Genomic DNA, 26,210 nt, shown 5'->3' with positions numbered 1-26,210 from the left:
AACCTCTCAAAAGGAGAGGTTAATTCAGAGGCATCGTCCGGATTCGAACCGGAGTAGGAGCTTTTGCAGAGCCCAGCCTAGCCGCTCGGCCACGACGCCAATTATTAATTGGACTGCAAATGTACTATAAAATATCCAAAATGCAAATTTCAAATTCCATTTAAAAAAATAATATTTGCATACGTTGGAATTTGGAATTTTTAAGATTTAGAATTTATTTTCTATTTTCTTTCATTTCAATCGTAACCGCTTCAACATCACCACCAATAGGCGGATTCAATTTTGAAACTCCTAATTTGATTTTAGAAACTGTTTCAATTTCATTAAAAATTCTTTTGATGATTCGTTGTGCAACATGCTCTAATAAATTGGATCGAATAGCCATTTCTTCTACAACAATGTGGTTCAAATGCACATAATCTACCGTATCTTTTAAATCATCACTAATTGCAGATTCCTCTAAATCAGCTTTTATTTCTAAATCTACCAAGTAATCCGAACCAATTTTTGATTCTTCAATCAAACAGCCGTGATACGAGTAAGTACGGATATTTTTTAGTTTTATAATTCCCATTTTTATAATTTTATTCTTGTATTTGAAGGATTTTGATAATCACAAGATATAGATTCAATATAAACTATATTTTCAAATTCATCTATTTGAAAGTGAATGGTGTATGGAAATTTTTTGAAAGGTAATTTTCTTATGATATTATATTTTTGCTCAAAAAAAGGATAGGTTTCTAATGTATCAATTAGATTTACATAGTCGATTAAAAATCTATTTCCCAAGCCAACTTGAATATTTTCATAATAATAAATAATTTCGTCAAGTTCTAATTCTGCACGAATTTGTTGCTGTACTTTAAAAGCCATATTTGAGTTTTAATCTTTGTACAGATTCTCTAGCATCGACATAATCTTCTGGTTTAGAATTTTTTACACGTTCTAAAACCATTTCTTGAATTTTTTTATTATATTCCTCTTCTCTGTTATCAACAACTGTATCAGGAATAGGCTTTAAAAATTCTATCAAATTATCATAGTATTCATCCGGAATTGTAACTGTAACTTGTCTCATAACGTTCGATATTTATACAAAAATAGCAATAAATTTAATTGAAAGTCTATTATCCACAAGTCTATTATCTATCATCTATTTTTTTACCTTTGCAATCCAATACAGAAAATTATGTCAACCGAAGAGAAATCACTTCATTTTATAGAACAAATCCTAGAAGACAGTTTAACAAGTGGTTTTCCTCAAGCCAATTTACGTTTCCGTTTTCCGCCAGAACCTAATGGATATTTACACATTGGTCACGCCAAATCCATTTGTTTGAATTTTGGTTTGGGTTTAAAGTACAATGCGCCAGTTAATTTACGTTTTGACGATACCAATCCGGCGAATGAAGAGCAAGAATATGTTGATGCTATTAAAGAAGATTTGCAATGGTTGGGCTTCAAATGGGCCGAAGAACGTTATGCTTCTGATTATTTTCAGCAGTTGTACGATTGGGCAATTCTAATGATTAAAAACGGAAAAGCTTATGTTGACAGTCAATCTTCTGAAGATATGGCGAGTCAAAAAGGAACTCCGACTCAACCTGGCGTTGATGGACCATACAGAAATCGTTCGGTTGAAGAAAATTTGACTTTGTTTGAAGGAATGAAAAATGGAGATTTCCCAGAAGGAAGTCATGTTTTAAGAGCTAAAATTGATATGGCTTCGACTAATATGCTCATGCGTGATCCTTTGATGTACAGAGTGTTGCACCGTCACCATCATAGAACAGGAAACGATTGGAAAATCTATCCAATGTATGATTATGCACACGGCGAAAGTGATTATATCGAGCAAATTTCACATTCCATTTGTACCTTGGAATTTGTGATGCACAGAGAATTATACAATTGGTTTTTAGACCAGATTTATGATGATAAAAAGGTAAAACCACACCAATATGAATTTGCGCGTTTGAACCTGAATTATACGGTGATGAGTAAGCGAAAACTATTGCAATTGGTTCAGGAAAATATAGTTAACGGTTGGGATGATCCTAGAATGCCAACGATTTCAGGATTACGAAGAAGAGGTTATACCGCCAATTCTATTCGTAAATTCTGTGATATTATTGGTGTTGCCAAGAGAGAAAATGTGATTGATGTTTCACTTTTGGAGTTTTGTTTGCGTGAAGATTTGAACAAAACGGCTCCAAGAGTTATGGCTGTTTTAGATCCAGTAAAAGTAATTATTACCAATTATTCAGAAGGAAATGAAGAACTTTTGGATGCCGAAAACAATCAGGAAGATGAGAATGCGGGTTTCAGAAAAGTTCCTTTTTCGAAGGAATTGTACATCGAAAGAGAAGACTTTTTAGAAGTCGCTCCGGCTAAATTTTTCCGTTTGTCTATTGGAAATGAAGTGCGTTTGAAAAATGCGTATATCATTAAAGGAGAATCTGTTGTAAAAGATTCAGCTGGAAATATTACTGAAATTCATGTGACTTATGATACCGATTCTTTGAGCGGAAGTGGGAGTGAAGCCTCTAAAAGAAAAGTGGCAGGAACCTTGCATTGGGTTTCTATCCAACACGCTGTGGAAGCCGAAGTACGTTTGTATGACCGTCTTTTTATTGACGAAGCACCAGACAGTCACAAGGAGAAAAACTTCCTTGATTTTATGAATTCCAATTCCTTGCAAATCGTGAAAGGATTTGTAGAACCAAGTCTTGCTACAGCAAAATCAGGAGATAAATTTCAGTTCCAACGTTTGGGTTATTTCAATGTTGATAAGGATTCAACTGATTCTAAATTAGTATTTAACAAAACGGTTGGACTTAAAGATGCCTGGGAAGAAAAAGGTAAAAAAGAGGAAAATAGTATTAACAATGCTTTAAAAGAAATCAATAAATATTTCAAAGTTGCTACAAGAGAAGAACGTATTGCTATCAGAAAAGCAATAGGAGAAACTTTAGCCGGAATTGTGAATTACAGTTTATTGCAAAATTCTTTCAAAAAGAACATCAACAACAACAAAAGTTCTTTGTTGTTTGCCCAACTGATTTTGAAATATTCCAGTTTAAAATCGGCTGATTTTGAAAAAGAAGATGTTACTAAATTGTACTTAATGTCATTACGAAGTGAATCATCATTTGTTCGTTCGAGAGCACTTTTGAATTTACGAGATTATGATTCATATTTAATAAATTCCTTTAGAGAAGAAATTTTGAAACTAAAATCCAATCCTCCGAAAAATACAACTGATAGAGAAATGGAATTTATTGAACAAGTTTTAAATAAATAAAAACTATGGAAAGTGCTTTTTTTAAAGCACTTTTCTTATGATTTGTTTTTTCGATTAATTTTAAAAATTATATCAATTTTAGTAATTAAAAATAACCTTCATAAATCGATTTTAAGGGATTTTTTCAAGTTTTACAGGTATTTAATCGTTTCTAAAAAGTTTTAATTACAGAATCCTTTATTTTAATTTTTAAACGAATTAACGGCATATTAACATCGAGGTATTCATAAATTGATTAACTTTAAAGAAGTATTAATTTTAATTCTAGAAACGATGTCAAATAACACAGGAAATTCAGCATTGGCACTTTTAGTAGGTGCAGCGATAGGAGTAGGAGTAGGGATTTTATTTGCTCCAGATAAAGGTTCAAAAACCAGAGAAAAAATTAAAGAAGGTTTTGATGAAGCCAAAGACAATTTAAAGCACAAATACGAAGATGTAACCCAGCAGTTAAGAAATAAATTTTCAGGTGCACAAAAACACAGTTTAGAGGAAACGTATGAACACATGGTTTCTAGTGCGAGTGATAAAACGGAAGATGTTATTTCTTTTTTAGAAAAAAAATTGGCTGATTTGAAAAAACAAACTGCTAATCATAGCTAAAATTCTAAAAAAAACTATTTATGGCTTTTGAAGAACTAAAAGAAAACACCGAAGAAATTCAAAAGGAAGCACAATCCTATATTGATAATACTGCAAAATACTATAAGTTGCGAGCTTTTAAACTAGCAATGAAATCAACTACCATGATTTTGAAATTTGCATTAATTGCAATTACATTGACCATGGTTTTGTTCTTTTGTTCGATTGCTGCGGCTTTTGCTATTGGAAATGCAATAGGTAGTTATGCCTTGGGATTTCTTATCATTGCTGGATTTTATTTAGTTACCACTGGTCTTTTATTTTTAATTAAAGACAAAATAGTAGAAGGACCAATTTTAGAAAAATTTTCAGAAATCTTTTTTAATGATTAAATTATGGAAAAGAAGAGATATTCATCCTACGCACAAATAGAAAAGGAATTAGAAATTCTGAAAATAGAAAAGGAGTTAAATATTCAAAGAATTATTTTAAATGTTCATCATGTTAAAGATGGCTTATCTCCAATAAATATAATAAAAGAGATTTTAGGAGATTATAAATCCATTATATCCAATCATTCAGGAACGATATTTAACATAGCACTTCCATTTTTAATCAGTTGGTTTAGAAAACGAAAAAGAGGCAATTAAGCCTCTTTTTTGTTGAAATAATCTTGATTTTAAACCTCTTCTTCAGGTTCTTCTGGTGCTTGAAGTTCTTGATAATCTGGAGTATTGTCAGTTATTGTTGGTTTGCTTCTTTTGGTTTTCTTCATCATTTCGCCTACTTGGTTCGAAGCAGAGAATGAAGCTACCATATTATTCAACATATCACTTCCAGCTTGAGGCGAATTGGGCAATAATATCAAATTAGAATTCGTATCAGCTCCAATGGCTTGTAAAGTATCATAATGCTGCGTCACCACAATCAATGCCGAAGCTTCTTGCGAATTGATGCCTACTTTGTTCAAAACATCTACACTTTCTACCAATCCACGAGCAATTTCACGTCTTTGATCGGCGATTCCTTGTCCTTGTAGTTTTTTACTTTCGGCTTCTGCTTGTGCTTTGGCAACAATTCTAATTCTAGAGGCTTCGGCTTCAAATTCAGCTACGGTTTTTTCTCTATCGGCAGCATTAATTCTATTCATCGCATTTTTTACCTGAATATCTGGATCAATATCCGTAACCAATGTATTGATAATCGTATAACCATAAGTGGTCATGGCTTCGTTCAATTCTCTTTTTACAGCAATAGCAATATCGTCTTTTCTTTCAAAAACATCGTCTAATTTTAGTTTTGGAACTTCGGCACGAACTACGTCAAAAACATACGATGTGATTTGATCGTGAGGATATTCCAGTTTGTAGAAAGCGTCATAAACCGTTTCTTTTACAACCATAAACTGTACAGAAACCTTAAGTTTTACAAAAACATTGTCTTTAGTCTTGGTTTCAATAATAACATCTAATTGTTGAATTTTTAAATTCACACGTCCTGCAATTCTATCAATCAACGGAATTTTGAGTTGTAGTCCAGATTGGCGGATGCTTAAAAATTTTCCAAATCGTTCGATAATAACAGCTGTTTGTTGTTTGACAGTAAAAAAAGAAGATAGAAAAATAAAAAGACCAAAAACAATAATAAAAATTAATAATGGATTCATAGAAGTATAATTTAGGTTAAAAATCACTGTTAAATTACAAAAAAACTTTAGGTTTGTGGACGAATAAATTCAACTTTATGAAAAAGATAGCTTTTAGTATTGCTTTTCTCTTAATTGCAACAGCAGGTTTGGCACAATACAAGTACAGAGATTCTAACAGAATAGGAATTTTTGGTGGGTTAAATCAATTTACATTGAACACCAATAATTTTGAAACCAAACCAGAAATGGGGTGGAATGCAGGACTTTCTATGAGAGGTAATTTCTATAACGATTGGGATATGGTCTATGCGATGCAGTTTAGCGAAAACAATTTTTCAGTGGCTACAAATTCTCTTCTTTTGTTCAATGAAGATGTAAATTACAAGTTGGCATCAGCTCAAGTTTCTTTACAATTGAGTTATAAAATTGTCGAAAATCATTTGAGTATAGAGTTTGGTCCTTTGGTTCAAATTAACGGAAAGCTTAAGGTAGAATCGGGTAAAGAAAACAATATTATAACAGGGACAACTTTATTAGCTAAAGATATTGTCGATATTTCTAAATTTAATTTTTATCCAACAGTTGGAATTACAGCAGGAGTAAAGCACGTTCGTTTGAATGTTTCCTATCAATATGGCGTCAATAATATGTTGGGTAATTTAAACAACAAAAATTTAGGAGTCAATTTTAAAGGAAATCCTGGAATTGCAAATGCTAATTTGATATTGTATTTATAAAAAAAGCTCCCGAATTTGGGAGCTTTTTTAGTTTTATAAAGTAGCTATTGCTTTTTCAATTCTATTTATCGTTTCTTCTTTTCCAATGAGTTCCGCAATGTCAAATAGGTGAGGCCCTTTCAAAGCTCCAACCAAACTCAAACGGAAGGGTTGCATTACTTTTCCCATTCCAATTTCGTTTTTTGTCAACCAGTCTTTCACGATGGTTTCGATATTTAAAGAAGTAAAATCAGTTATTTCTCCAAGAACCGAAATCAATTCCTGCATCAAAGCGGGTGTTTCCTCTTTCCAATTTTTTCTTGCTTTTTCATCATAAGACGTTGGAGCTACAAAAAAGAAATCACTCAAGTCCCAAAATTCTGAAACGAAATGAGCTCGTTCTTTTATTAATGAAACTATTTTTTCCAATTTTGTCATTCCGTAGGAATCTATGCCTTTTTCAGCGACAATAGGAGCAAAGGTTTTTGCCAAATCAGTATCATTTTGCTTCACCAAATATTGATGATTGAACCATTTGTTTTTTTCTGGGTCAAATTTAGCTCCGGCTTTATGCACTCTGCTCAAATCAAATTTTTCAACTAATTCTTTCAACGTAAACAACTCTTGCTCTGTTCCGTCATTCCATCCCAATAATGCCAGGAAGTTGATTACAGCTTCAGGAAAGAATCCTTCTTCTCTATAACCGGAAGAAACGCCTTCTTCGGTTTTCCATTCTAATGGGAAAACTGGAAATCCTAATTTATCCCCATCACGTTTGGATAATTTTCCATTTCCAACCGGTTTCAAAATCAATGGTAAATGGGCAAATTCTGGTGCTTCCCAACCAAAGGCTCGGTACAACAAAACGTGTAATGGCATTGACGGCAACCATTCTTCACCACGAATCACGTGAGTCGTTTCCATTAAATGATCATCGACAATATTCGCCAAATGATAGGTTGGCATTCCGTCACTTTTGAACAATACTTTATCGTCCAAAAGATTGGTTTCGAATTTTACATCTCCACGAATGATGTCTTTCAAATGCAAAGTTTCGTCAACCGGAGTCTTAAAACGAATCACATAATCTTCGCCAGCAGCAATTCTTTGTGCTGTTTCTTCGGCAGAAATGACCAAAGAAGTATCTAGTTTTTCTCTGTTATGATGATTATAGATAAAGGTTTTTCCTTGTTCTTCGTGTTGTTTTCTATGCAAATCCAAAGCTTCGGCAGTGTCAAAAGCATAATATGCCCAACCTGAATTGATTAATTCATCAGCATATTGCTTGTACAAATGCTTTCTTTCCGATTGTTTGTAAGGACCAAATTTTTCATTCTTTCCAATAGTTTCATCAGGAGCAATTCCTAACCATTCTAAAGATTCCATAATATATTCTTCGGCACCTGTAACAAAACGATTTTGATCCGTGTCTTCTATTCGAAGAAAGAAAACGCCGTTGTTTTTTTTGGCAAACAAATAATTGAATAGGGCAGTACGCACTCCACCAATATGTAAAGGTCCCGTTGGACTTGGTGCAAAACGCACTCGAACTTGTTGTGACATTTGTATAAATTTTGATGCAAATATAATTAGAAGTCAGAAGTTTTTAGAGAATTAGCCTTTATTAAATTTTTAACATCAAATAGAATTGAAAAATGGTTACTTTTATCGGTTATAAAAACACTTTTATAGATTTTGGAACATTCAAAATTCATATACCAAAAGCTGGAACTTTTCATCAAGAAGTTTTACACCAACGAACTGATTCGGGGAATGATTTTCTTCGTTGGCTTGGGATTGTTGTATTTCTTGTTCACGCTCTTTGTGGAATATTTTCTTTGGCTCAAGCCAATGGGAAGAACACTTTTGTTTTTGACTTTTATTTTTGTTGAAATTTTCCTTTTGTTCCGGTTTATTTTGTTTCCAATCTTTAAATTATTTAAGCTTCAAAAAGGAATTGATTACAAAGAAGCCTCTGCCATCATTGGAAATCATTTCACGGAAGTAAGTGACAAATTGACGAATTTCCTTCAATTATCGAATGACGAAAATCAATCCGAATTGTTATTGGCTTCTATAGAACAAAAAGCAAATTCTTTGCAGCCTATACCTTTTGGAAACGCCATTAATTTTAATACCAATCGGAAATATTTGCCTTTGGCAATACTGCCGATTTTGTTTTTCGTTTTCTTTTATGTTTCCGGAAACAGCAAAATAATTTCTCAAAGTTTGAATAGGGTAGTGCATTTTAGAGATCAGTTTTTGCCACCTGCACCATTTGAATTCGTGATGCTGAACAGTAATTTGCAAACAGAACAAAATAAAGATTTCATCATTCGCATCAAGACCGAAGGAAAAATAGTTCCTGAAAATGCAATGATTTTTATTGGTGACGAAAGCTATTTTATGGAAACAACCAAACCTGGAGAGTTCCAATACAGAATTGAAAAGCCTTTATCCAATGTTTTGTTCCACGTGGAGGCGAATGCAGTTTCTTCTTCCGATTATGAATTGAATATGGTGACTGTTCCGTCGATTGCCAATTTTGAAATGATTTTAAATTTCCCTTATTACTTGAAAAAGAAACAGGAAATCATCAAAGGAAATGGAAACGCGATTCTTCCCGAAGGCACTCGCGTTACTTGGAGAATTAATACTTTGGCAACACAGAATGTAGTGTGGAAAGATTTGACTTCTAATTTGACTTTTGCCAAATCTGAAAACAATTTTACTTTATCGAAACAAATTTCTCAAAACACAGAATACCAAATCCTGACTTCGAATGCTAAAGTGAAGAACTACGAGAAATTGAATTACCAAATTTCGGTAATCAAAGATCAGTTTCCAACTATCAATGTAAACAACGCTCCGGATAGCCTTAAAATCGACAAAAACTATGTTTTAGGACAAATTTCCGATGATTACGGATTATCTAGGCTTCAGGTGGTTTATTATCCTAAAAACAAGCCTGAATTGGTTAAACGTGGAACAATAGCTGTCAAGTCAAATCTGTATGATCAGTTCATTTTTGCATTTCCAGGTTCGCTTCCGGTAGAGCAGGGAGTTTCTTATGAGTACTATTTTGAGGTTTTTGATAACGATGCGATTCATAATTTCAAAAGCACAAAATCTTCCGTTTTCTCGAATCGTATTGCTACAGATGATGAGAAAGAAGATCAACAATTCCAACAGCAAAACGAAAGCATTAATGGTTTGGAAAAATCATTAAAAAATCAGGACAAGCAAATTTCTGAAATGGATAAGTTGCAAAAATCTGGAAAAGAAAAAGACAATTTGGAGTTTAAAGACCAACAAAAAATTAATGATTTTATCAAGCGTCAAAATCAGCAGGATAAAATGATGAAGGAGTTTGCCGAGAAAATGAAAGAGAATTTAGATAAGTCTAAAACGGAAAAGAAAGATGAATTTAAAGAAGTGTTGCAAAAAAGACTTGAAAATGTAGATAAGGATTTAGAGAAAAATAAAAAATTATTGGACGAACTAAAAGAATTGAATGAAAAAATTCAACAGGAAGATTTGATGGAGAAAATGGATAAGTTCAAGCAAACTGCCAAAAATCAATCGAAGAGTTTAGAACAATTGGTTGAGCTGACCAAGAAATATTATGTTCAGAAAAAAGCAGAACAATTAAAAGATAAACTGGATAAATTGGCAGATAAGCAGGAAGATTTATCAAATCAAGACAAAGAAAACACCAAAGAAAACCAAGACGAAATCAATAAGGAATTTGATAAAGTTCAGGAGGATTTAAAGGAATTGGATAAGGAAAACAAAGAATTGAAAAAACCGTTAGATATTTCAACTGACCCAGCAAAAGAAAAAAGTATTGACGAAGATTTGAAAAAAGCTTCGGATGAATTGCAAAAGAAAAGTAAATCATCTGCCAAACCTAGACAAAAAAGTGCTGCCAAAAAGATGAAACAAATGTCTCAGAAAATGGAACAAAGTATGGAAGGTGGCGAAATGGAACAACTGGAAGAAGACATTGCGATGTTGCGCCAAGTTCTGGATAATCTTTTGGCTTTTTCATTTTCACAAGAAGATTTGATGGGTAAATTCAAAGGATATAAAATCGGTTCGCCTGCTTTTAATAAAGCTTTGAAAAACCAACAAGATTTAAAATTGCAGTTCAAACATATTGACGACAGCTTGTTTGCGATGTCTTTGCGTAACCCAAAAATTGGTGAAAACATCACTAAAGAAATTGGAAATGCACATTATAATTTGGATAAATCTTTAGAGACTTTGGCTGATGCTCAAGTTGCAAAAGGAGTTTCTCATCAGCAATACACCGTTTCTTCTGCTAATAAATTAGCTGATTTTCTAACGGATGTTCTGAATAATATGCAGATGCAAATGTCAGGAAGTATGGGTGGTGGTAAACCTAAAAAGGGACAAGGCGAAGGAATGCAATTGCCGGATATCATCAAGAAGCAGGAAGGTCTTGGAGAGAAGATGAAAGAAGGAATGAAGAAAGGTCAGAAGCCCGGACAAAAACAGGGCAATGAAGGCGAGAAAGGAAAGGATGGTAAAAGTGGTAAACAAGGTGGAGGATCCAATGGCGAAGATGGTGAAGATGGTGAAGGCGATGCAAAAGTAATTATGGAAATTTACAAAGAGCAAAAGCAATTGCGGGAAGCATTACAAAATGAACTAGAGAAGAAAGGACTTGGAGGAAACGGACAGAATGCTTTGGAACAAATGAAGCAGATCGAAAAGCAATTGTTGAACAAAGGTTTTAAGAATGATGTATTACAAAGAATCTTAAATGTGAAGCAGGAATTGCTGAAATTAAACACAGCAATTCAACAGCAAGGACAGGAAAATAAACGCCAAGCAGAAATAAATAAAAAGGAGTTTTCCAACCAAGCTAAACCCTTGCCATCCGCATTATTGGATTATTTAAATAGTATAGAAATATTAAATAGACAATCCTTACCTTTGCGCTCCATTTTTAATCAAAAAGTTCAAGAATATTTCAATAAAAAATGATAGACTTTAATTACGAAACAGAATTCACATTAGAGAATGAAGAAGCTATTAGCAGTTGGATTTCTAATGTAATAAAATCTGAAGGGAAGAAAGAAGGAGAGATTAATTATATCTTTTGCGATGATGAGTATTTGTTGGAGATAAACAAAGAACATTTGCAACACGATTATTATACTGATATTATCAGTTTTGATTATACAGTTGGTAACGAAATTAATGGTGATATGTTTATTTCTATAGATAGAGTTAAAGAAAACGCACAAGACTTCAATGTTTCTTTCGATGAAGAATTGAAGCGTGTTATAGTTCACGGTGTTTTGCATTACTGTGGATATAAAGATAAATCTGAAGAAGATGAACTTTTGATGAGAAAGAAAGAAGATGAAAAAATCGCTATGTTTCACGTGGAACAGTAGTGATTGGTACGTGAAAGATTTGTGATTGTTTCACGTGGAACACGTGAAAATCGAATTGAATTTTTAATGCAAATGAAAATAAATTTTAATTTGTTTCACGTGGAACAGTGTGGAAAAAGATTTTTATTTTGGGGAAACTTGAAATCAAAAAATGATTTGTCTGTAATTTGAAATTGTTTGTTTCACGTGGAACAAAGTTTAAAACAATGATTTTAGACGTAAGTCTGAAATCAAAAACAAGAAAAAAATGTTTCTAGAAGAATATGATGTAATTGTAGTTGGTGCAGGTCACGCTGGTTGCGAAGCCGCAGCCTCGGCAGCCAATTTGGGGTCGAAAACTTTGTTGGTCACAATGAGTTTGCAGAACATTGCGCAAATGTCTTGCAATCCTGCAATGGGAGGAATCGCAAAAGGACAAATTGTGCGTGAGATTGATGCGCTTGGCGGATACTCTGGAATTGTGTCTGACAAGACTGCGATTCAATTCAAGATGCTGAACAAATCCAAAGGGCCTGCAATGTGGTCGCCAAGGGTTCAAAGTGACCGAATGCGTTTTGCGGAAGAATGGAGATTGATGCTGGAAGGAACTCCAAATCTTGATTTTTACCAAGAAATGGTCAAAGGTTTGATTATCGAAAACGGAAAAGTAAAAGGTGTTCGAACTTCGCTTGGAATTGAAATCAAATCGAAATCGGTGGTGTTGACCAATGGAACGTTTCTGAATGGTTTGATTCATATTGGAGAAAAACAATTCGGTGGAGGAAGAGCAGGCGAGAGTGCGGCTTATGGAATTACCGAAGATTTGGTCAATGCAGGATTTCAATCAGGAAGAATGAAGACTGGAACGCCACCGCGTATCGATGGGCGTTCTTTGGATTATTCTAAAATGAACGAAGAAAAAGGAGATGCAAAGCCAGACAAGTTTTCTTATTCAGATATCACTTCGCCTTTGATTCATCAAAGGTCGTGTCATATGACCTATACTTCGCTTGAAGTTCATAATATTTTGAGAGAAGGTTTTGATCGATCGCCAATGTTCAACGGAAGAATCCAATCACTTGGACCAAGATATTGTCCGTCTATCGAAGATAAGATTAATCGTTTTGCGGATAAAGAAAGACACCAATTGTTTGTTGAACCAGAAGGTTGGAATACTTGCGAGGTGTATGTAAATGGTTTTTCTACATCGCTTCCAGAGGATATTCAATTTAAAGCGCTGCGTTCGGTTGTTGGTTTTGAAAACGTGAAATTCTTCCGTCCAGGTTATGCTATCGAATACGATTATTTTCCGCCAACGCAGTTGAAACATACTTTGGAGACTAAATTAGTTGAAGGTTTGTATTTTGCCGGACAAATAAACGGAACAACCGGATATGAAGAAGCCGCTTCTCAAGGATTAATGGCAGGAATTAATGCAGCCTTAAAAGCTCAAGAAAGAGAACCGTTTACTTTAAAAAGAGACGAAGCGTATATTGGTGTTTTAATTGATGACTTAATAACGAAAGGAACGGAAGAACCATACAGGATGTTTACTTCTCGTGCCGAGTTCAGAACCTTGTTGCGTCAGGATAATGCTGATTTCAGATTAACGCCAATGTCTTATGAAATTGGTTTAGCGTCTGAAAAGCGTTTGCGCAGAATGGAGCATAAATTGAACGAATCCGAAAAGATGGTTGCTTTCTTCAAAGAGACCAGTGTTACCGTAGCTGAAACAAATCCAATTTTGGAATCAAAAGGCACAGCATTAATTACGCAAGGCGATAAAATGTTTAAGGTTTTCTCTCGTCCGCAAATTGAATTGGAAGATATTATCAAATTCGAAAAGGTTGCGATTTATATTGAAGAGAATGATTTAGATCAGGAAATTTTAGAACAAGCCGAAATCCAAGTGAAATATTCCGGTTATATCGAAAAAGAACGAAACAACGCCAATAAACTAACTCGTTTGGAAGACGTGAAAATTCCTGAAAATTTTGATTATGATAAAATCAAATCTATGTCGATTGAAGCGAAGCAAAAATTAAGCAAAATCCGTCCTGTAACTATTTCACAAGCTTCAAGAATAAGCGGAGTGTCGCCTAGTGATATTTCCGTATTGTTAATTTATATGGGACGTTAAAAAGTAATCAGTGTTCAGTAATCAGTTAGCAGCTGAATACTGAACACTGATTTTTAAAATTGTTCCACGTGAAACTATATAATTTATAAATAATTTTTTTAGTAACGGTGCTAAACTGATTACTGAAAACTGACCACTGAATACTAAAAATGGACATTTCAAACAAAAAACATTTTCTTACTGTAAAAGATTATTCGGTTTCACAGGAAACTTTCGATTTGTATTATGACGAAACTTTGGATATGCTAATTACACATCCGCAACCGAGTTTGGAAAATTTGGGTAAATACTACGAAAGCGAAGATTATATTTCCCACACCGACAACAAACGTTCTTTGTTTGAAAAATTATACCATTTCATAAAAAGCATTGCTTTAAAAAACAAATTAAATTTAATAAATTCATTTCAATCAAATAAAGGAAAGATTCTTGATATTGGAGCTGGAACTGGAGATTTTTTGTCAGTAGCCAAAAATGATGGTTGGGAAACAATAGGAGTGGAGCCAAGTGATCGAGCCAAAACAATTGCAAAAAGCAAAGGCATTTCATTTGTAGAAAATACAGCAGAATTAGAAAATCATTCTTTTGACGTCATTTCGATGTGGCATGTTTTAGAACACGTTCCGGATTTAGATAAGCAAATAAAAGAATTGAAACGTTTGTTGAAACCAACTGGAACCTTAATTATTGCAGTTCCTAATTTCAAATCTTTCGATGCAAAACACTACGGAAAATTTTGGGCCGCTTTTGATGTGCCGATTCATTTTTGGCATTTTTCTAAAACAGCGATACAATTGCTTTTTGAAAAAGAAGAAATGAAATTGGAAAAAATCCTTCCAATGAAATTTGACTCTTTTTATGTGAGTTTACTTTCCGAAAAATACAAATCGGGTAAAATGAATTTCATAAGCGCTTTTTTCACGGGATTAAAGTCTAATTTCAAGGCAAAAAAGGATTTTGAGTATTCTTCACACATTTACATCCTAAAAAATAAGTAAAAACCATTTTAAGCGTTTTTAAGCGATGTTTTTACGCTAAAAACTATCTATATTATCTTTTTTGAAAAAATCGATTATTTCAAAGCTATTAAGGTCAGTTTTAATCAATTCAAATTATCAATTCTATATTTACAATAGCAAATTATTATACCAGAAAAAAGGTAGCATTTTTCGAACTTTATGACAATGCTATCTATTTTTTTATATTTTTGTTACCAATTCTTAAAAATCAAAAAAAATCTTAAAATGAAATCAAAGATTCACGAATACCAAAAAACAAATATTAAAATGATGAGTAAAAAAATAGTTCTAATTCTTGCTTTAGCAATTTCAATAATTTCTTGTAACGAAAAACCAGCTGCAACTGTTAAAGAAGCAAAAACCGCTTATGTTGACACTTCCGTTTTAATGAAAGAATATACCGAGGCAAAAGATATTCAGGAAAAATTCAAAGCGAAGTCAGAAGAGAAAGGAAGACAACTGGAAGCTGAAATAAATCGTTTCAAACAAGAAGCTAGTAATTTTCAATCTCAAGCGCAAGCTAATGGTCAAGAATGGGCTCAAAAGAAAGGAGCTGAATTGCAAAGAAGAGAGCAACAATTGGCTCAAGCGCAACAAATGTTAGCACAACAATTGCAACAAGAAGCTGGTACCGAAATGGATAGTTTGGTAACTGGTGTGAAAAAATTCATCAAAGATTACGGTAAAGAAAAAGGATACACTTACATTTACGGAACAGGTGAACCAGCATCGATTTTGTATGCTGAAGAAAAGTTAGACATCACTAAAGAAATTGTTAAATTATTGAACGAAAAATATAAAACTTCTTCTGAAAAAGCAGCTGATAAAAAATAAATTCTTCATAAACAATGTATTAAATGTCACGCAATTGCGTGGCATTTTTTGTTTTATATTCTCAAAAACAATATTTTAGCTTTCAAATTTACTCGCCTTATGCAAACGATTTCCGAAGCCGCTGCTTATACCCTTCAATTTATCAATCAAACACATAAATCTGTTTTTCTTACTGGAAAAGCAGGAACAGGTAAAACAACATTGCTTCGTGAAATAATCCAAACTACACATAAGAATACTGTGGTCGTTGCTCCAACAGGAATTGCGGCTTTGAATGCGGGTGGAGTTACGATTCATTCTATGTTTCAGTTGCCTTTCGGCGGATTTATTCCAGATAATTCATCGCCTCATTTTTCCGAAAGTACCAAGTTTGAAACCAAAGCCACTTTGCGCAGGCATTTCAAAATGAGCGGTTTAAAGAAATCTGTTATCAAAAATATGGAATTGTTGATTATTGATGAAGTCAGTATGCTTCGTGCCGATTTGCTGGATGCCATGGATTTTATGATGCAAACCGTTCGCAAAAAAAACACTCCTTTTGGTGGCGTTCAAGTTTTGTATATTGGTGATTTACTGCAATTGCCACCCGTAATTAGAGACGAGGAATGGCGCACTTTGAAAACGTATTACAAAGGGAAATTCTTTTTTCATTCGCACGTTATTCAACAAAATCCGCCTTTGTACATCGAATTGTCGAAGATTTTTCGTCAAACTGATGATGTTTTTATTTCGATTTTGAACAATTTGAGAAACAACCAAATTTCTTCGGAAGACATTCAAAACTTGAATCAATACGTAAATCCAAATTTCGATTTGAAAGCCAATAAAGGCTACATCACTTTAACAACCCATAATGCCAAAGCCGATGCGATGAATGCACAAGCCTTGGAAGATTTGGAAGAAAAGTTGGTTGTTTACAAACCGTCGATTGTGGGTGATTTTCCAGAGAAAATATTTCCAGTTGATGAAGCATTGAAGTTGAAAGTAGGAGCACAAGTGATGTTTGTGAAAAATGATTTGTCTTTTGATAAAAAATATTTCAATGGCAAAATGGGAATCATAAAATCCCTTTCGAAAGAGGAGATTTTGGTTCATTTTCCCGAAGAAAACATAACCATCGAAGTCGAAAAATACGAATGGGAAAACATTCGTTACAAAGTGGATGAATTGACCAAGGAAATAGAGGAAGAGGTTTTAGGAACTTTTGTTCATTATCCCATAAAACTAGCTTGGGCAATTACGGTTCACAAAAGCCAAGGATTGACTTTTGACAAAGCTGCGCTTGATGTTTCGCAAGTTTTCCTTCCCGGCCAAGCGTATGTGGCTTTGTCGCGTTTACGTTCGTTAAACGGCTTAATTTTACTTTCTCCGTTGCGAATGAATGGTATTTCGAACGATCAGGACGTGATGGATTATTCGTTGAACAAAGCTTCGGAAGAGTTTCTGAAAAATTCGTTGCATTTTGAAACCAAAAATTTCATCCATAACTATTTGATAAACAGTTTTGATTGGGCAGAATTAGCACAAGAATGGCGCAATCACAAGTTCAGTTATTCAGATAATTCCGAAAGTTCGGCCAAATCCAAACAGGCAAACTGGGCGGCAAAACAATTGGAAGCAATCGACAGGCTTTTGGATCCATCCCAAAAATTCATTCTGCAATTGAATAAAATATTCAACACGGAAACTGTCGATTTGAATCATGTTTCGGAGCGATTTCAAGCGGCTTACAATTATTTTATCAAGCCGATGGATGATTTGGTTTTTGAAATTCTTTGGAAGGTTGAAGAAGTCAAACGATTGAAGAAAGCCAAAGCATTTTATGATGAGTTAATGGTTTTGGAAGAACTGCAAACCAAGGCTGTTTTGCGATTGATGAAAGCCAAATTATTGATCGAAACCGTAGTGGCTGGAGAAACGATTTCGAAGGAAAAATTAACGTCTGACGTTATCAAAAAATACATTGCTCACAAAACCGAAGCGATTCACAATCAATTCAAAGAGCTTAATGTCACTTTGATTGAAGACGAAGCGGATGTAAATCGTTATGCAAAAAAAGAAAAAGCAACCAAAGAACCTAAAAAATCTACTGTTCAGGAAACCTACGAATTGTGGCTGGAAAAAAATACCATTCAGGAAATTGCCCAAATTAGAAAGTTTACTCCAGAAACTATTTTAAGCCATTTGACCAAATTGATTAGTACCAAAACTATAAATATCAACGATGTTTTACCCGAAGATAAAGTCAAAGATTTAACCGAGGCTTTCTATGGCTACAAAGAAGAATCGATTTCGCCTTTAAAAGAGAAATATGGCGATAAATTTACTTGGGAAGAATTGAGAATGTTCAAGGCGAGTTTGAATTAATCTTTTGAGATTTGACGTTTTGCAATAACAAGTTTTTGTAAAATCCCTACAAATGGGGATTTTTTTTTGCTCATAAATCCCTAGATTTGAATAGTATAAATTTTAAAAACAAAAAATATGAAAGTTTACGATTTAAAAGGGGTTTTAGTAGAGGGAAAAAAAGCGGTAATCGCTGTATACTTACCAATACCAAAAAAAAACGCATACAACATCTTTAATATTTACAATATTTCTGACGCAAAAGAGAACAAAATTGTAATTCATCTTAAAGATTTTTCAACACCACCATTAGTGGTAACGGATAATAATTTAGAATCATTTATAATTGAATTAAACACAAAAGAATTTGACAGTTTTGACTTTGCTAAAGAGACAAGAGTAGCATTGATTCATCATAATGCGGATGATTTACCTGGTAAGCCAGAAGAAATTTTTAATGAAGCTCACGTAAAATCAATTGAACCAAATGTAGCTGGAACTGGAATTATTCGTCCTTAAATTAATGCAAAACATATCACCCAAAACCTTTAGTTTTTTGCTCACTTTATTTTTTATAGTGAGCATTTGCTTTGGGCAAAATAAAATGTTACAATCCATAGATTCTACTCTAGATAATGGAGATTCTAAAGAAGCTTTGAAGAAGCTTTTTAAAATGAATATTACTAATTTTTCATTAGAAGATCAGGGCTATTATTATTCAATTATTGCAAAAAGTTATTATAAAGAAAACAACTACGAAAAAGCCATTAAAAATTATTTATTAGCTAAAATACAATACCAAAAAGCTAATGCTTTAGCAAAAGCAATGGATGTTAATTTGGATATTGCTTTTATTATTCGTGATTTTAAAGGTAACAAACAAAAGCATAAATCCTATCTCAAAGAATACATGAATTATGCTATTGCAACAAAAAATCAAGCTAAAATTCTAAAAGGATATGTTCAAATAGCCTCTTTAAAAATCAATAAAAAAGAAGCCCAAGAAAGTCTGTCTTATTTTAGGAAAGCCATATACTTAAATAAAAAAGTAAAGGATAAAAAATTAGAAAGTAAAATAAATAATAATCTTGCGGTACTTTATGGTGATGTGTTAGATATGCCAGACTCTAGCTTATTTTATCTCAAAAAAGACTATATTCATTTACAGAAGGAAAAAAGGTCTAATCCGAACTATATCTGTTATAATTTAGTAAATCAAGCTTCAAATTATCGTCATTTGCAACAATATCAAAAGGCAATTGACATATTGTATCAAGCCGATACAATAAAATTAATAGAGCATAAAAAAGAAACTAAAGAGAACATAAATAACTTCATCTATCTAAACTACAAAGACGCAGGAAATACCAACAAAGCCTTATTCCATCTAGAAATAGCTAATAAATACCACGATTCTTTAAATACGGAAGAACAAAACAAGGTGATTAATGAATTAGACACCAAATACAAAACACAAGAAAAAGAACTTGAAAATTTACAATTAAAAACACACATTAAAACCAATAAAATTATCTTATATCTTATCCTCATAGTGTTAATTGTTGTTGTTGTGATCGCTGTTTTGGGCTACAAGAACATTAGCAAAAAGAAACGAATTGCCGAGCAAGATCAGCTTATTGGCATACAAAAACTCGAAAAACAACTCAAAGACCAAGAGCTGAACGATATAGATCTAATGCTGGAAAGTCAGGAAAAAGAACGCCAAAACATAGCCAACGAATTGCACGACAATTTGGGCAGTATGCTCGCTACCTTAAAACTGAATTTCCAAAACCTAAAACGCCAAAAAGAGGCTTTAGACCAACAAGAAAACAAACTCTATGACAAAACAGATGCTTTGCTAGAGGAAGCTTACCAAAAAGTACGCAACATTGCCCATCTGAAAAACCTTGGAGTGATTGGTAGCGAAGGACTACTAGTAGCGGTCAACAAAATGGCAGAGAAAATGAGCGTTTTAGAAAAACTAAAAATAAACGTCATTCCGTTTGGTCTTACCCAGCGATTAGACAATACCATCGAAGTAATGCTCTTTCGAATGATTCAGGAATTGTGTACCAACATCATCAAACATTCTGAAGCCACCGAAGTGAATATTTATTTGACCCAAGGAACACCTACCGAGATCAACATTATTATCGAAGACAACGGCAAGGGATTCGACCCCAAAACGATAGAGACTAAATCCGGAATCGGACTCAAAAATATGGCCAAAAAAGTAGAACAAATGGGCGGAACATTTACCATCGATTCTATTGTAACCAAAGGAACTTCCATCATTATAGACCTCCCTTTATGATAACAGTAATCATCGCCGAAGATCATCAAGCCCTAATAGACGGCATCAAACTTTCGTTAGAAATGGAAACCGACATTACCGTAATAGGCGAAGCCAATGATGGCGAAGAACTCATACAAATTGTCAAAAACAAACGTCCGCAAGTCGTTATCACCGACATAAGAATGCCAAAATGCGATGGAATTTGTGCCACAATAGCCATTAAAGACGCATTTCCGGAGATAAAAGTAATAGCCTTTAGTATGTTTGACCAACAAGAAGCCGTGCAACAAATGAAAAAAGCAGGAGCATCGGGTTATATTATGAAAAATTCGCCCCTCAAGAAAGTCATCCAAGCCATTAGAGCCGTTGCCAACAACGAAACTTTTTTTGACGATTCCATTATTGTATCTAAAGACCAATCCAGTAAAGAAATCATTCTGTTAAGCACCCGAGAGAAAGAAATTCTGCGACTCATAGGCGAAGGAAAAACATCCCACGAAATTGCTGATGTTCTTTTTATTAGCAAAAGCACCGTAGATACGCATCGCAAAAACATCCTCAAAAAAATGAACCTTTACGGAAAAACCGATTTGATTCGGTTTGCTGTAGAGCGGAAGTATGATTTTTAAATTGCTTTTTTATAGTAATTAGTTGCGATGTATTTTAAAGATTCTAAATATTTAAAATAAAACCAATTTTAACCAGAGTCGGCTTTGTTTTTTTAACAACTTTTTCAAAGAGAAATACAGAAAAAAGTTCAGGATTGTTCAAGGCGAGTTTGAATTAAAAATATTTACGACTTACAAATAGATCTTCTCATCATCGCAACGTTTTATAATATAACGTTTCATATTAGAAATGATTTCTTGATAATCGGGAGCTTCAAAACCAAAACGTTCGTGTTCCATTTGTTCTTTTTCGATGGCATTGCAGCCCTTGATTACTTCTTTGAGCATATCGAGCATGGCCAATTCTTTGTTGTTGGTTTTCTGAAATTTAAACTCTACGATTTCATCCTGCAATTGTTCGCAATACTCCAAAAGATTGGCTACTTCGGGTTTTTCTAGTAGGGAAGGGTTGGTTTTGAATATTTCTCGGGTGGATTTCATGATAAAAATAGTTTTTAGTTATTTGGGCTTTATTGTTCAATAATTTTCCAAGAGCCCGTTTTGTCGCTTCCGCTGCGTTCTATTTTTTCTTGTTCTTTAAGCTCTTTTATTTTTCGTTTTACAGTGCTTAAACTCATCTTCAAACGTTCGCTGATTTCAGTAGCTGTTATTTGGTTATTTTGCTTTATCAAGTTAAATACAGTGTCACTTACAGTGTCAAATTTTAATTTTACAGTGTCATTTGGCATTTTTACAGGTTCATTTACAGGTTTAATGTAATGAATGTGCATTTCTCGGTTTTTTAGCGAATGGTTTTCTTTCAGAAGTAAATTAGAAAGAAAGCGAATAATATATTTATCTGTTTTATGAATGCCTTTTGATACATCTTCGTAATTGGCTCGCACCAACGCATTTCGGAAATACCATGAATGCTCGGCAAACAAATCGTTGTTTGCTTCTTTAAAACCCAATTTGCGTAGATATTTTATTAAAAAAATGGCTGTTGTTCTTGTATTGCCTTCTCCAAAAGTGTGAATTTGCCACAGGTAGGAAATAAACTGGGCTAAATGCGCTATAATTTCCTGCTGACTTAAACCTTTGAAACTAAATTTTTTTTCTTGTTCAATATCGTATTCAAACGTAGCTTCTAAACTCTCGGCACTTGCATATAAAACGGTTTCTCCATTTAAAATCCATTCTTGTTTTGTGATATTGTAATCCCGAATTTTCCCTGCGAAACTGTAAATTCCTTGAAACAATCTGCGATGAATGCTAAGATATTCTGCAGGCGAAAAGGTAAATGTTTTTTCGCCCAACATTTCTGCAATGCGTGCCGAAACTTTATCGGCTTCTTCAGTTCTATCCTGATTGTTATTGGAGTCATTTTTTACAGGATGTTGTATGTAATAACTATCAATACGTTGTTTTACTTCTTCAATGGTAATATCCCCATCAATGTTTTGTTTAGCAATGCTTATAAGATAGTTAGACGGTTTTAGTCCATCAACTTGTTGCAAGCCGATAGCAGTTTTCCAAACTTTTGCTTTTTCAGCTTTGTTTGGTTCGCCTTGACGTAAATATTCTTCAAAATTATCCATTGTTGGTCTTTTGGAATTTAAACTCTACGATTTCGTCCTGCAATTGTTCGCAATACTCCAAAAGATTGGCTACTTCGGGTTTTTCTAGTAGGGAAGGGTTGGTTTTGAATATTTCTCGGGTGGATTTCATAATCAATGGCAATTTCAATTTCAAAAATCAATTTCAATTATTGGGATTTCAAGTTAAATAGCATCAAAGGGATTGTTAGCGGATAGCCCTTTTAACTAAATTTTTGTTTTAACATCATACTTTCTTTTTCATATTCCGTTTTATAATTTCCATTTTCGTCTTTTGAATGAATTTTATAAGGTTCTCTATTCGCATTTTGTTCTTTTCTTACCTCGTAAAACTTTTCCATTTCTCCATTTAAAAATGTTATTCCAAATTTTAATAACTCAACATTTGCATTTTCAAGACTGAACTTTACTTTTTCGTTAAATGGGAATTCATATTCTTTCGCTACAGAATTTGGCTCAATAAATTTTTTTAATTTCCACAACGCAATTGAGTTCCAATCAGTTTCAGGAAAATTTTCGGAATCGCCTTCACCAAAAATTATGTTATAACAATATGGATAATCTGTTGGATAAGTTGAGCCACTAATTTTTATATATCGTTTGTCTTTTTTGTAAATAATTTCCGTGAAGTATTTTTCAATTTTAGTTTTAGTTCGTTCAAAACCAAAACTCTCAATATTTGAACTTAAAATCTCTAAAGTCTTTTCAGCAAAAAAGATTTGTTCTGTTGAAGCTTTTTCGGTTTCAACTGTTTCATTTTTTGCTTTTCCATTTCGTTTTTTTAGGGTTTCCGCTAACTTGTAAATAGGTCTGACAAAATCCGACTTATCTACCCAAAATTGGGTCGCTTTGTCTGACAAACGTCAGTATTTATTTGTTTTCAAATATATTAATTTTTTCTTACAAAATATCAAATAGACTTTATATTAAAACCAATCTTCTCAAAACAAAAAAACTTCCCTTTTCAGAGAAGTTTTCGTTATCATTAGGATGAATCTAAAATCTACATTCTAAAATCTAAAATTAGTTTATACATCATCAAAATCCACCACAATTTCAGCGGAAGTAGGATGCGCTTGGCAAGTAAGAATCAAACCATCGGCGATTTCTTTATCGGTTAGGATGGAGTTTTTCTTCATTTCGGCAGTCCCTGATTTTACTCGAGCCAGACAGCTGCTGCAAATTCCGCCTTGGCAAGAATAGGGAGCGTCGATTCCGTGTTTTAGAGCAGCTTCGAGCAAAGTTTGTTTTTGCGACATTTCGAAAGTTGCTTCCTCATCGTCCACCGTCATGGTCACTTTGGTGTGTCCTTCGAGCGATTTTTCGATGGCGTTTTCTACGGTAGAAGTAGAGAACAATTCAAATTTAATAGCCGAATCGCTGATGTTGTGTTCTTTCAAAACTTTAGAAACCGTATTGATCATTTCTTCGGGACCGCACAAATAGAATTTGTCGAATTCCAGTTCTTTGTGTTTGTTATTCAATACAAAATTCACGACTGACTTATCGATTCTTCCAAACAATTCACCTTCGGCTTGGGTTCGGCTGTAGGCATAATGCACAAACAATCGTCCGGTATATTGCAGGTGCAAATCGTGTAATTCTTGATGAAAAATAGTTTCTTCAGGCGATTTATTGCCGTAAACCAACACAAAAGAACTTTGCGGTTCGCTTTTCAAAACCGATTTCAAAATAGAAATTGCTGGTGTAATTCCGCTTCCTGCTACAAAGGCAGCGTAGTTTTTTTGTTGGTGACTATCGGGTTCAAAAGTGAATTTTCCTTCTGGTTTTCCTACTTCAAGAGTGTCACCTGCTTTGAGTTTGGTGTTGGCAAATTGCGAAAACGCTCCGTTTGTTACTGCTTTTACGGCAATACGCAATTCACCACTTTCTGGTGACGAAGCAATAGAATAGGCACGACGAATTTCTTGTCCGTCTAGCGTTAATCTTAAATTAACATATTGTCCCGCAACGAAATTATAATGTGATTTGAATTCTTCGGGAATATTAAAAAGTATCGAAACGGCGTCTTTGGTCTCGCGTTTTACTTCTTTTATATTGAGTTTTTTGAATAATGGCATTGTATTATTTTTTATGCAAAGATAGTAAACCAATAAAAATATAGAAGTTATGCGTTTAGAAGTTTAAATTTTTTGTAACGTTTCCTTACATTTAGCAACCAATAAAAATCAAATGCTAAAATTATGATTCAAAAATTCCTTTATCTTGAATGGAAAGCTTTTTTACGATCGGCCTCTTTTGGAGCCAATTTGGCTATAAAAATACTGATGGGTTTTCTGGCGGTGTATTTTACGTTGGTTTTTTTGGCATTGGGAATCGGCTTGTTTTACGTCCTTGAAAAATTCAAGTTAGATCCCATTGTGACTATCAATAAATTCATGATTTATTATTTTCTAATGGATATAATCATTCGATTGTTGTTCCAGAAAATACCAGTGCTGAACATTCGTCCGTTATTGGTTTTTCCGATAAAAAAAGATACAATTGTTCATTTTTCGCTGGGTAAAACGGTTTTTTCTTTTTTCAATTTGGGTCATTGGTTTTTCTTTCTTCCTTTCAGTATTGTTTTAATTTACGAAGGCTATGATGTGTTGTCGGTACTTCTCTGGCATACCGCTATGTTGTCTTTGATTTACATCAATAATTTCTTGAATATTATATTGAACAATAAGGATTATCTTTTTACTATTTTTCTTGGAATCGCAGCTGTTTTTGGCGGATTACAATACTATGGTTTTTTTGACATCACCACTTATACGGCTCCATTTTTTGAGGCGCTTTTCAATACCTATTGGGCTTTCATTTTACCCGTTTTGGTTTTGATAGGTTTGTATCGCTACAGTTTTCATTATTTTAAAAACGATTTGTATCTCGACGCAGGACTTTCTAGCAAACACGATATTGCAAAAACCGAGAATTTGGTGTGGCTGAATCAATTTGGAACCATCGGTACCTTCTTAAAAAACGACATCAAATTGATTAAAAGAAACAAAAGATCCAAAACTACGGTGGGTATGAGTGTGATGTTTCTTTTTTATGGATTGCTTTTTTTTACCAATGGAATTGAAGCGTACAACAATCCAACGATGCACATTTTTGCAGGAATTTTTGTTTCGGGTGGATTTCTTATCACCTTCGGGCAATTTGTGCCGAGTTGGGACAGTGCTTATTATCAATTAATGATGACGCAGAACATTCCTTACAAAGGCTATTTGAGTTCTAAATGGTGGTTAATGGTAATTGCGACCATTGTATCGACAATTCTTGCTTCGTTCTATATTTATTTTGGTTGGCAAGTTTATATGACCATTGTTGTGGGAGCGATTTACAACATTGGAGTCAATTCGCATTTGGTTTTATTGGGCGGCGCATTTACTAAAACGCCAATTGATTTAGATTCTGGAAAAGGGGCTTTTGGCGACAAAAAAGCTTATAATTTTAAGACCATGTTGATATCCATTCCGCAATTGGCTTTGCCTGTTTTAGTGTATTCGATTGGTGCTAGTTTTGCCAATGCCAATGTTGGACTGGCGTTAGTAGCCTCGTTGGGCATATTGGGATTTGCCTTTAAAAACAAAGCTTTTTCTATGATTGAAAAAATATATAAAACCGAAAAATACGCCACCATAGCCGCATATAAACAAAAATCGTAATTCGTAAAGACGT

At 33.8% G+C, this 26,210-nt stretch carries 25 protein-coding genes and 1 tRNA gene; 15 read left to right on the top strand and 11 right to left on the bottom strand.

The window, feature by feature from the left end; all coding sequences use genetic code 11:
- Positions 1-28: 28 nt before the first annotated feature.
- The 4 genes from OZP15_RS01325 to OZP15_RS01310 all read right to left on the bottom strand — a co-directional run bounded on the left by OZP15_RS01325 (position 29) and on the right by OZP15_RS01310 (position 1,081).
- A tRNA-Cys gene (locus tag OZP15_RS01325) sits at positions 29-99 on the bottom strand.
- 115 nt (positions 100-214) lie between these two features.
- A complete protein-coding gene (folB, locus tag OZP15_RS01320) occupies positions 215-574 on the bottom strand; it encodes a dihydroneopterin aldolase (RefSeq protein WP_269226714.1) in 360 nt (119 codons plus the stop codon).
- A gap of 2 nt (positions 575-576) precedes the next feature.
- On the bottom strand, positions 577-876 hold the full coding sequence (locus OZP15_RS01315) for a hypothetical protein (RefSeq protein WP_269226713.1): 300 nt from the start codon (positions 874-876) through the stop codon (positions 577-579).
- On the bottom strand, positions 866-1,081 hold the full coding sequence (locus OZP15_RS01310; RefSeq protein WP_144255932.1) for a hypothetical protein: 216 nt from the start codon (positions 1,079-1,081) through the stop codon (positions 866-868). Before OZP15_RS01310 ends, OZP15_RS01315 begins: the two co-directional genes overlap by 11 nt.
- A 111-nt stretch (positions 1,082-1,192) precedes the next feature.
- Here OZP15_RS01310 and OZP15_RS01305 point away from each other — a divergent pair, with 111 nt between their 5' ends.
- The 4 genes from OZP15_RS01305 (at position 1,193) to OZP15_RS01290 (ending at position 4,539) form a co-directional block, all read left to right on the top strand.
- Positions 1,193-3,307 (top strand): glutamine--tRNA ligase/YqeY domain fusion protein, encoded by a 2,115-nt coding sequence (locus tag OZP15_RS01305; protein WP_281336793.1) that lies wholly within the window; start codon positions 1,193-1,195, stop codon positions 3,305-3,307.
- Between the two features lie 273 nt (positions 3,308-3,580).
- Complete coding sequence (locus OZP15_RS01300; protein WP_281336792.1) at positions 3,581-3,910, top strand: YtxH domain-containing protein; 330 nt, start codon at positions 3,581-3,583, stop codon at positions 3,908-3,910.
- Positions 3,911-3,930: 20 nt separating this feature from the next.
- Positions 3,931-4,281, top strand: coding sequence for a competence protein (locus OZP15_RS01295; RefSeq protein ID WP_269226710.1), 351 nt, complete (start codon positions 3,931-3,933; stop codon positions 4,279-4,281).
- Positions 4,282-4,284: 3 nt separating this feature from the next.
- Complete coding sequence (locus OZP15_RS01290) at positions 4,285-4,539, top strand: DUF6327 family protein (protein WP_269226709.1); 255 nt, start codon at positions 4,285-4,287, stop codon at positions 4,537-4,539.
- Between the two features lie 29 nt (positions 4,540-4,568).
- Here the strand turns inward: OZP15_RS01290 and OZP15_RS01285 are convergent, their stop codons facing one another.
- On the bottom strand, positions 4,569-5,555 hold the full coding sequence (locus OZP15_RS01285) for an SPFH domain-containing protein (protein WP_269226708.1): 987 nt from the start codon (positions 5,553-5,555) through the stop codon (positions 4,569-4,571).
- Between the two features lie 77 nt (positions 5,556-5,632).
- On the opposite strand from OZP15_RS01285, the gene OZP15_RS01280 reads away from it, so the two are divergent.
- Entirely contained in the window at positions 5,633-6,274 is a 642-nt protein-coding gene (locus tag OZP15_RS01280) for a PorT family protein (RefSeq protein ID WP_269226707.1), read from the top strand.
- Positions 6,275-6,307: 33 nt separating this feature from the next.
- Here the strand turns inward: OZP15_RS01280 and gltX are convergent, their stop codons facing one another.
- On the bottom strand, positions 6,308-7,816 hold the full coding sequence (gltX, locus tag OZP15_RS01275) for a glutamate--tRNA ligase (RefSeq protein ID WP_281336791.1): 1,509 nt from the start codon (positions 7,814-7,816) through the stop codon (positions 6,308-6,310).
- Between the two features lie 132 nt (positions 7,817-7,948).
- Between gltX and OZP15_RS01270 the strand changes: the two genes are divergently transcribed.
- The 9 genes from OZP15_RS01270 to OZP15_RS01230 all read left to right on the top strand — a co-directional run bounded on the left by OZP15_RS01270 (position 7,949) and on the right by OZP15_RS01230 (position 20,928).
- Entirely contained in the window at positions 7,949-11,266 is a 3,318-nt protein-coding gene (locus tag OZP15_RS01270) for a DUF4175 family protein (RefSeq protein ID WP_281336790.1), read from the top strand.
- Positions 11,263-11,682, top strand: coding sequence for an rRNA maturation RNase YbeY (gene ybeY / locus OZP15_RS01265; protein WP_269226706.1), 420 nt, complete (start codon positions 11,263-11,265; stop codon positions 11,680-11,682). Before OZP15_RS01270 ends, ybeY begins: the two co-directional genes overlap by 4 nt.
- Positions 11,683-11,929: 247 nt before the next feature.
- The gene (gene mnmG, locus OZP15_RS01260; protein WP_281336789.1) at positions 11,930-13,801 is read left to right on the top strand and encodes a tRNA uridine-5-carboxymethylaminomethyl(34) synthesis enzyme MnmG; all 1,872 of its coding nucleotides are present in this window, start codon (positions 11,930-11,932) and stop codon (positions 13,799-13,801) included.
- A 149-nt stretch (positions 13,802-13,950) separates the two neighbouring features.
- Complete coding sequence (locus tag OZP15_RS01255) at positions 13,951-14,799, top strand: class I SAM-dependent methyltransferase (RefSeq protein WP_281336788.1); 849 nt, start codon at positions 13,951-13,953, stop codon at positions 14,797-14,799.
- Positions 14,800-15,045: 246 nt separating this feature from the next.
- Positions 15,046-15,654: an OmpH/Skp family outer membrane protein gene (locus OZP15_RS01250; protein ID WP_281336787.1), complete on the top strand. Its 609-nt coding sequence runs from the start codon at positions 15,046-15,048 to the stop codon at positions 15,652-15,654.
- Between the two features lie 99 nt (positions 15,655-15,753).
- Positions 15,754-18,021, top strand: coding sequence for a helix-turn-helix domain-containing protein (locus OZP15_RS01245; RefSeq protein ID WP_281336786.1), 2,268 nt, complete (start codon positions 15,754-15,756; stop codon positions 18,019-18,021).
- Positions 18,022-18,138: 117 nt separating this feature from the next.
- Positions 18,139-18,519, top strand: a complete 381-nt coding sequence (locus OZP15_RS01240; RefSeq protein WP_281336785.1) for a hypothetical protein — start codon at positions 18,139-18,141, stop codon at positions 18,517-18,519.
- A gap of 85 nt (positions 18,520-18,604) precedes the next feature.
- Complete coding sequence (locus OZP15_RS01235; protein WP_281336784.1) at positions 18,605-20,317, top strand: sensor histidine kinase; 1,713 nt, start codon at positions 18,605-18,607, stop codon at positions 20,315-20,317.
- The gene (locus OZP15_RS01230) at positions 20,314-20,928 is read left to right on the top strand and encodes a response regulator transcription factor (protein WP_281336783.1); all 615 of its coding nucleotides are present in this window, start codon (positions 20,314-20,316) and stop codon (positions 20,926-20,928) included. The genes OZP15_RS01235 and OZP15_RS01230 overlap by 4 nt, the downstream gene beginning before the upstream one ends.
- A gap of 171 nt (positions 20,929-21,099) precedes the next feature.
- On the opposite strand, the gene OZP15_RS01225 is transcribed toward OZP15_RS01230, so the two are convergent.
- The 5 genes from OZP15_RS01225 to OZP15_RS01205 form a co-directional block, all read right to left on the bottom strand.
- On the bottom strand, positions 21,100-21,408 hold the full coding sequence (locus OZP15_RS01225) for a hypothetical protein (RefSeq protein ID WP_269226699.1): 309 nt from the start codon (positions 21,406-21,408) through the stop codon (positions 21,100-21,102).
- Between the two features lie 29 nt (positions 21,409-21,437).
- Entirely contained in the window at positions 21,438-22,505 is a 1,068-nt protein-coding gene (locus OZP15_RS01220) for a Fic family protein (RefSeq protein WP_281336782.1), read from the bottom strand.
- Positions 22,498-22,635, bottom strand: a complete 138-nt coding sequence (locus OZP15_RS01215; protein WP_269226696.1) for a hypothetical protein — start codon at positions 22,633-22,635, stop codon at positions 22,498-22,500. Before OZP15_RS01215 ends, OZP15_RS01220 begins: the two co-directional genes overlap by 8 nt.
- A 91-nt stretch (positions 22,636-22,726) precedes the next feature.
- On the bottom strand, positions 22,727-23,383 hold the full coding sequence (locus OZP15_RS01210) for a hypothetical protein (protein ID WP_281336781.1): 657 nt from the start codon (positions 23,381-23,383) through the stop codon (positions 22,727-22,729).
- A gap of 168 nt (positions 23,384-23,551) precedes the next feature.
- Entirely contained in the window at positions 23,552-24,604 is a 1,053-nt protein-coding gene (locus OZP15_RS01205; RefSeq protein ID WP_269226694.1) for a ferredoxin--NADP reductase, read from the bottom strand.
- Positions 24,605-24,727: 123 nt separating this feature from the next.
- On the opposite strand from OZP15_RS01205, the gene OZP15_RS01200 reads away from it, so the two are divergent.
- Positions 24,728-26,197: a DUF5687 family protein gene (locus OZP15_RS01200; protein WP_281336780.1), complete on the top strand. Its 1,470-nt coding sequence runs from the start codon at positions 24,728-24,730 to the stop codon at positions 26,195-26,197.
- Positions 26,198-26,210 lie beyond the last annotated feature (13 nt).

Source organism: Flavobacterium eburneipallidum (genome assembly GCF_027111355.2).
Classification (GTDB): Bacteria; Bacteroidota; Bacteroidia; order Flavobacteriales; family Flavobacteriaceae; genus Flavobacterium; species Flavobacterium eburneipallidum.
Note: the sequence above shows the minus strand (reverse complement) of the source record. Positions and strands in the feature narration are given on the sequence as shown.

What these genes read in the sequence shown, in the direction of transcription:
- OZP15_RS01315 (WP_269226713.1), bottom strand. Translation starts at nt 876, where the DNA reads ATGGCTTTTAAAGTACAGCAACAAATTCGTGCAGAATTAGAACTTGAC.
- OZP15_RS01295 (WP_269226710.1), top strand. Translation starts at nt 3,931, where the DNA reads ATGGCTTTTGAAGAACTAAAAGAAAACACCGAAGAAATTCAAAAGGAA.
- OZP15_RS01310 (WP_144255932.1), bottom strand. Translation starts at nt 1,081, where the DNA reads ATGAGACAAGTTACAGTTACAATTCCGGATGAATACTATGATAATTTG.
- OZP15_RS01245 (WP_281336786.1), top strand. Translation starts at nt 15,754, where the DNA reads ATGCAAACGATTTCCGAAGCCGCTGCTTATACCCTTCAATTTATCAAT.
- folB (WP_269226714.1), bottom strand. Translation starts at nt 574, where the DNA reads ATGGGAATTATAAAACTAAAAAATATCCGTACTTACTCGTATCACGGC.
- OZP15_RS01225 (WP_269226699.1), bottom strand. Translation starts at nt 21,408, where the DNA reads ATGAAATCCACCCGAGAAATATTCAAAACCAACCCTTCCCTACTAGAA.
- OZP15_RS01205 (WP_269226694.1), bottom strand. Translation starts at nt 24,604, where the DNA reads ATGCCATTATTCAAAAAACTCAATATAAAAGAAGTAAAACGCGAGACC.
- ybeY (WP_269226706.1), top strand. Translation starts at nt 11,263, where the DNA reads ATGATAGACTTTAATTACGAAACAGAATTCACATTAGAGAATGAAGAA.
- OZP15_RS01215 (WP_269226696.1), bottom strand. Translation starts at nt 22,635, where the DNA reads ATGAAATCCACCCGAGAAATATTCAAAACCAACCCTTCCCTACTAGAA.
- OZP15_RS01290 (WP_269226709.1), top strand. Translation starts at nt 4,285, where the DNA reads ATGGAAAAGAAGAGATATTCATCCTACGCACAAATAGAAAAGGAATTA.
- mnmG (WP_281336789.1), top strand. Translation starts at nt 11,930, where the DNA reads ATGTTTCTAGAAGAATATGATGTAATTGTAGTTGGTGCAGGTCACGCT.
- OZP15_RS01230 (WP_281336783.1), top strand. Translation starts at nt 20,314, where the DNA reads ATGATAACAGTAATCATCGCCGAAGATCATCAAGCCCTAATAGACGGC.
- OZP15_RS01250 (WP_281336787.1), top strand. Translation starts at nt 15,046, where the DNA reads ATGAAATCAAAGATTCACGAATACCAAAAAACAAATATTAAAATGATG.
- OZP15_RS01255 (WP_281336788.1), top strand. Translation starts at nt 13,951, where the DNA reads ATGGACATTTCAAACAAAAAACATTTTCTTACTGTAAAAGATTATTCG.
- OZP15_RS01200 (WP_281336780.1), top strand. Translation starts at nt 24,728, where the DNA reads ATGATTCAAAAATTCCTTTATCTTGAATGGAAAGCTTTTTTACGATCG.
- OZP15_RS01280 (WP_269226707.1), top strand. Translation starts at nt 5,633, where the DNA reads ATGAAAAAGATAGCTTTTAGTATTGCTTTTCTCTTAATTGCAACAGCA.
- OZP15_RS01220 (WP_281336782.1), bottom strand. Translation starts at nt 22,505, where the DNA reads ATGGATAATTTTGAAGAATATTTACGTCAAGGCGAACCAAACAAAGCT.
- OZP15_RS01305 (WP_281336793.1), top strand. Translation starts at nt 1,193, where the DNA reads ATGTCAACCGAAGAGAAATCACTTCATTTTATAGAACAAATCCTAGAA.
- gltX (WP_281336791.1), bottom strand. Translation starts at nt 7,816, where the DNA reads ATGTCACAACAAGTTCGAGTGCGTTTTGCACCAAGTCCAACGGGACCT.
- OZP15_RS01240 (WP_281336785.1), top strand. Translation starts at nt 18,139, where the DNA reads ATGAAAGTTTACGATTTAAAAGGGGTTTTAGTAGAGGGAAAAAAAGCG.
- OZP15_RS01285 (WP_269226708.1), bottom strand. Translation starts at nt 5,555, where the DNA reads ATGAATCCATTATTAATTTTTATTATTGTTTTTGGTCTTTTTATTTTT.
- OZP15_RS01235 (WP_281336784.1), top strand. Translation starts at nt 18,605, where the DNA reads ATGTTACAATCCATAGATTCTACTCTAGATAATGGAGATTCTAAAGAA.
- OZP15_RS01300 (WP_281336792.1), top strand. Translation starts at nt 3,581, where the DNA reads ATGTCAAATAACACAGGAAATTCAGCATTGGCACTTTTAGTAGGTGCA.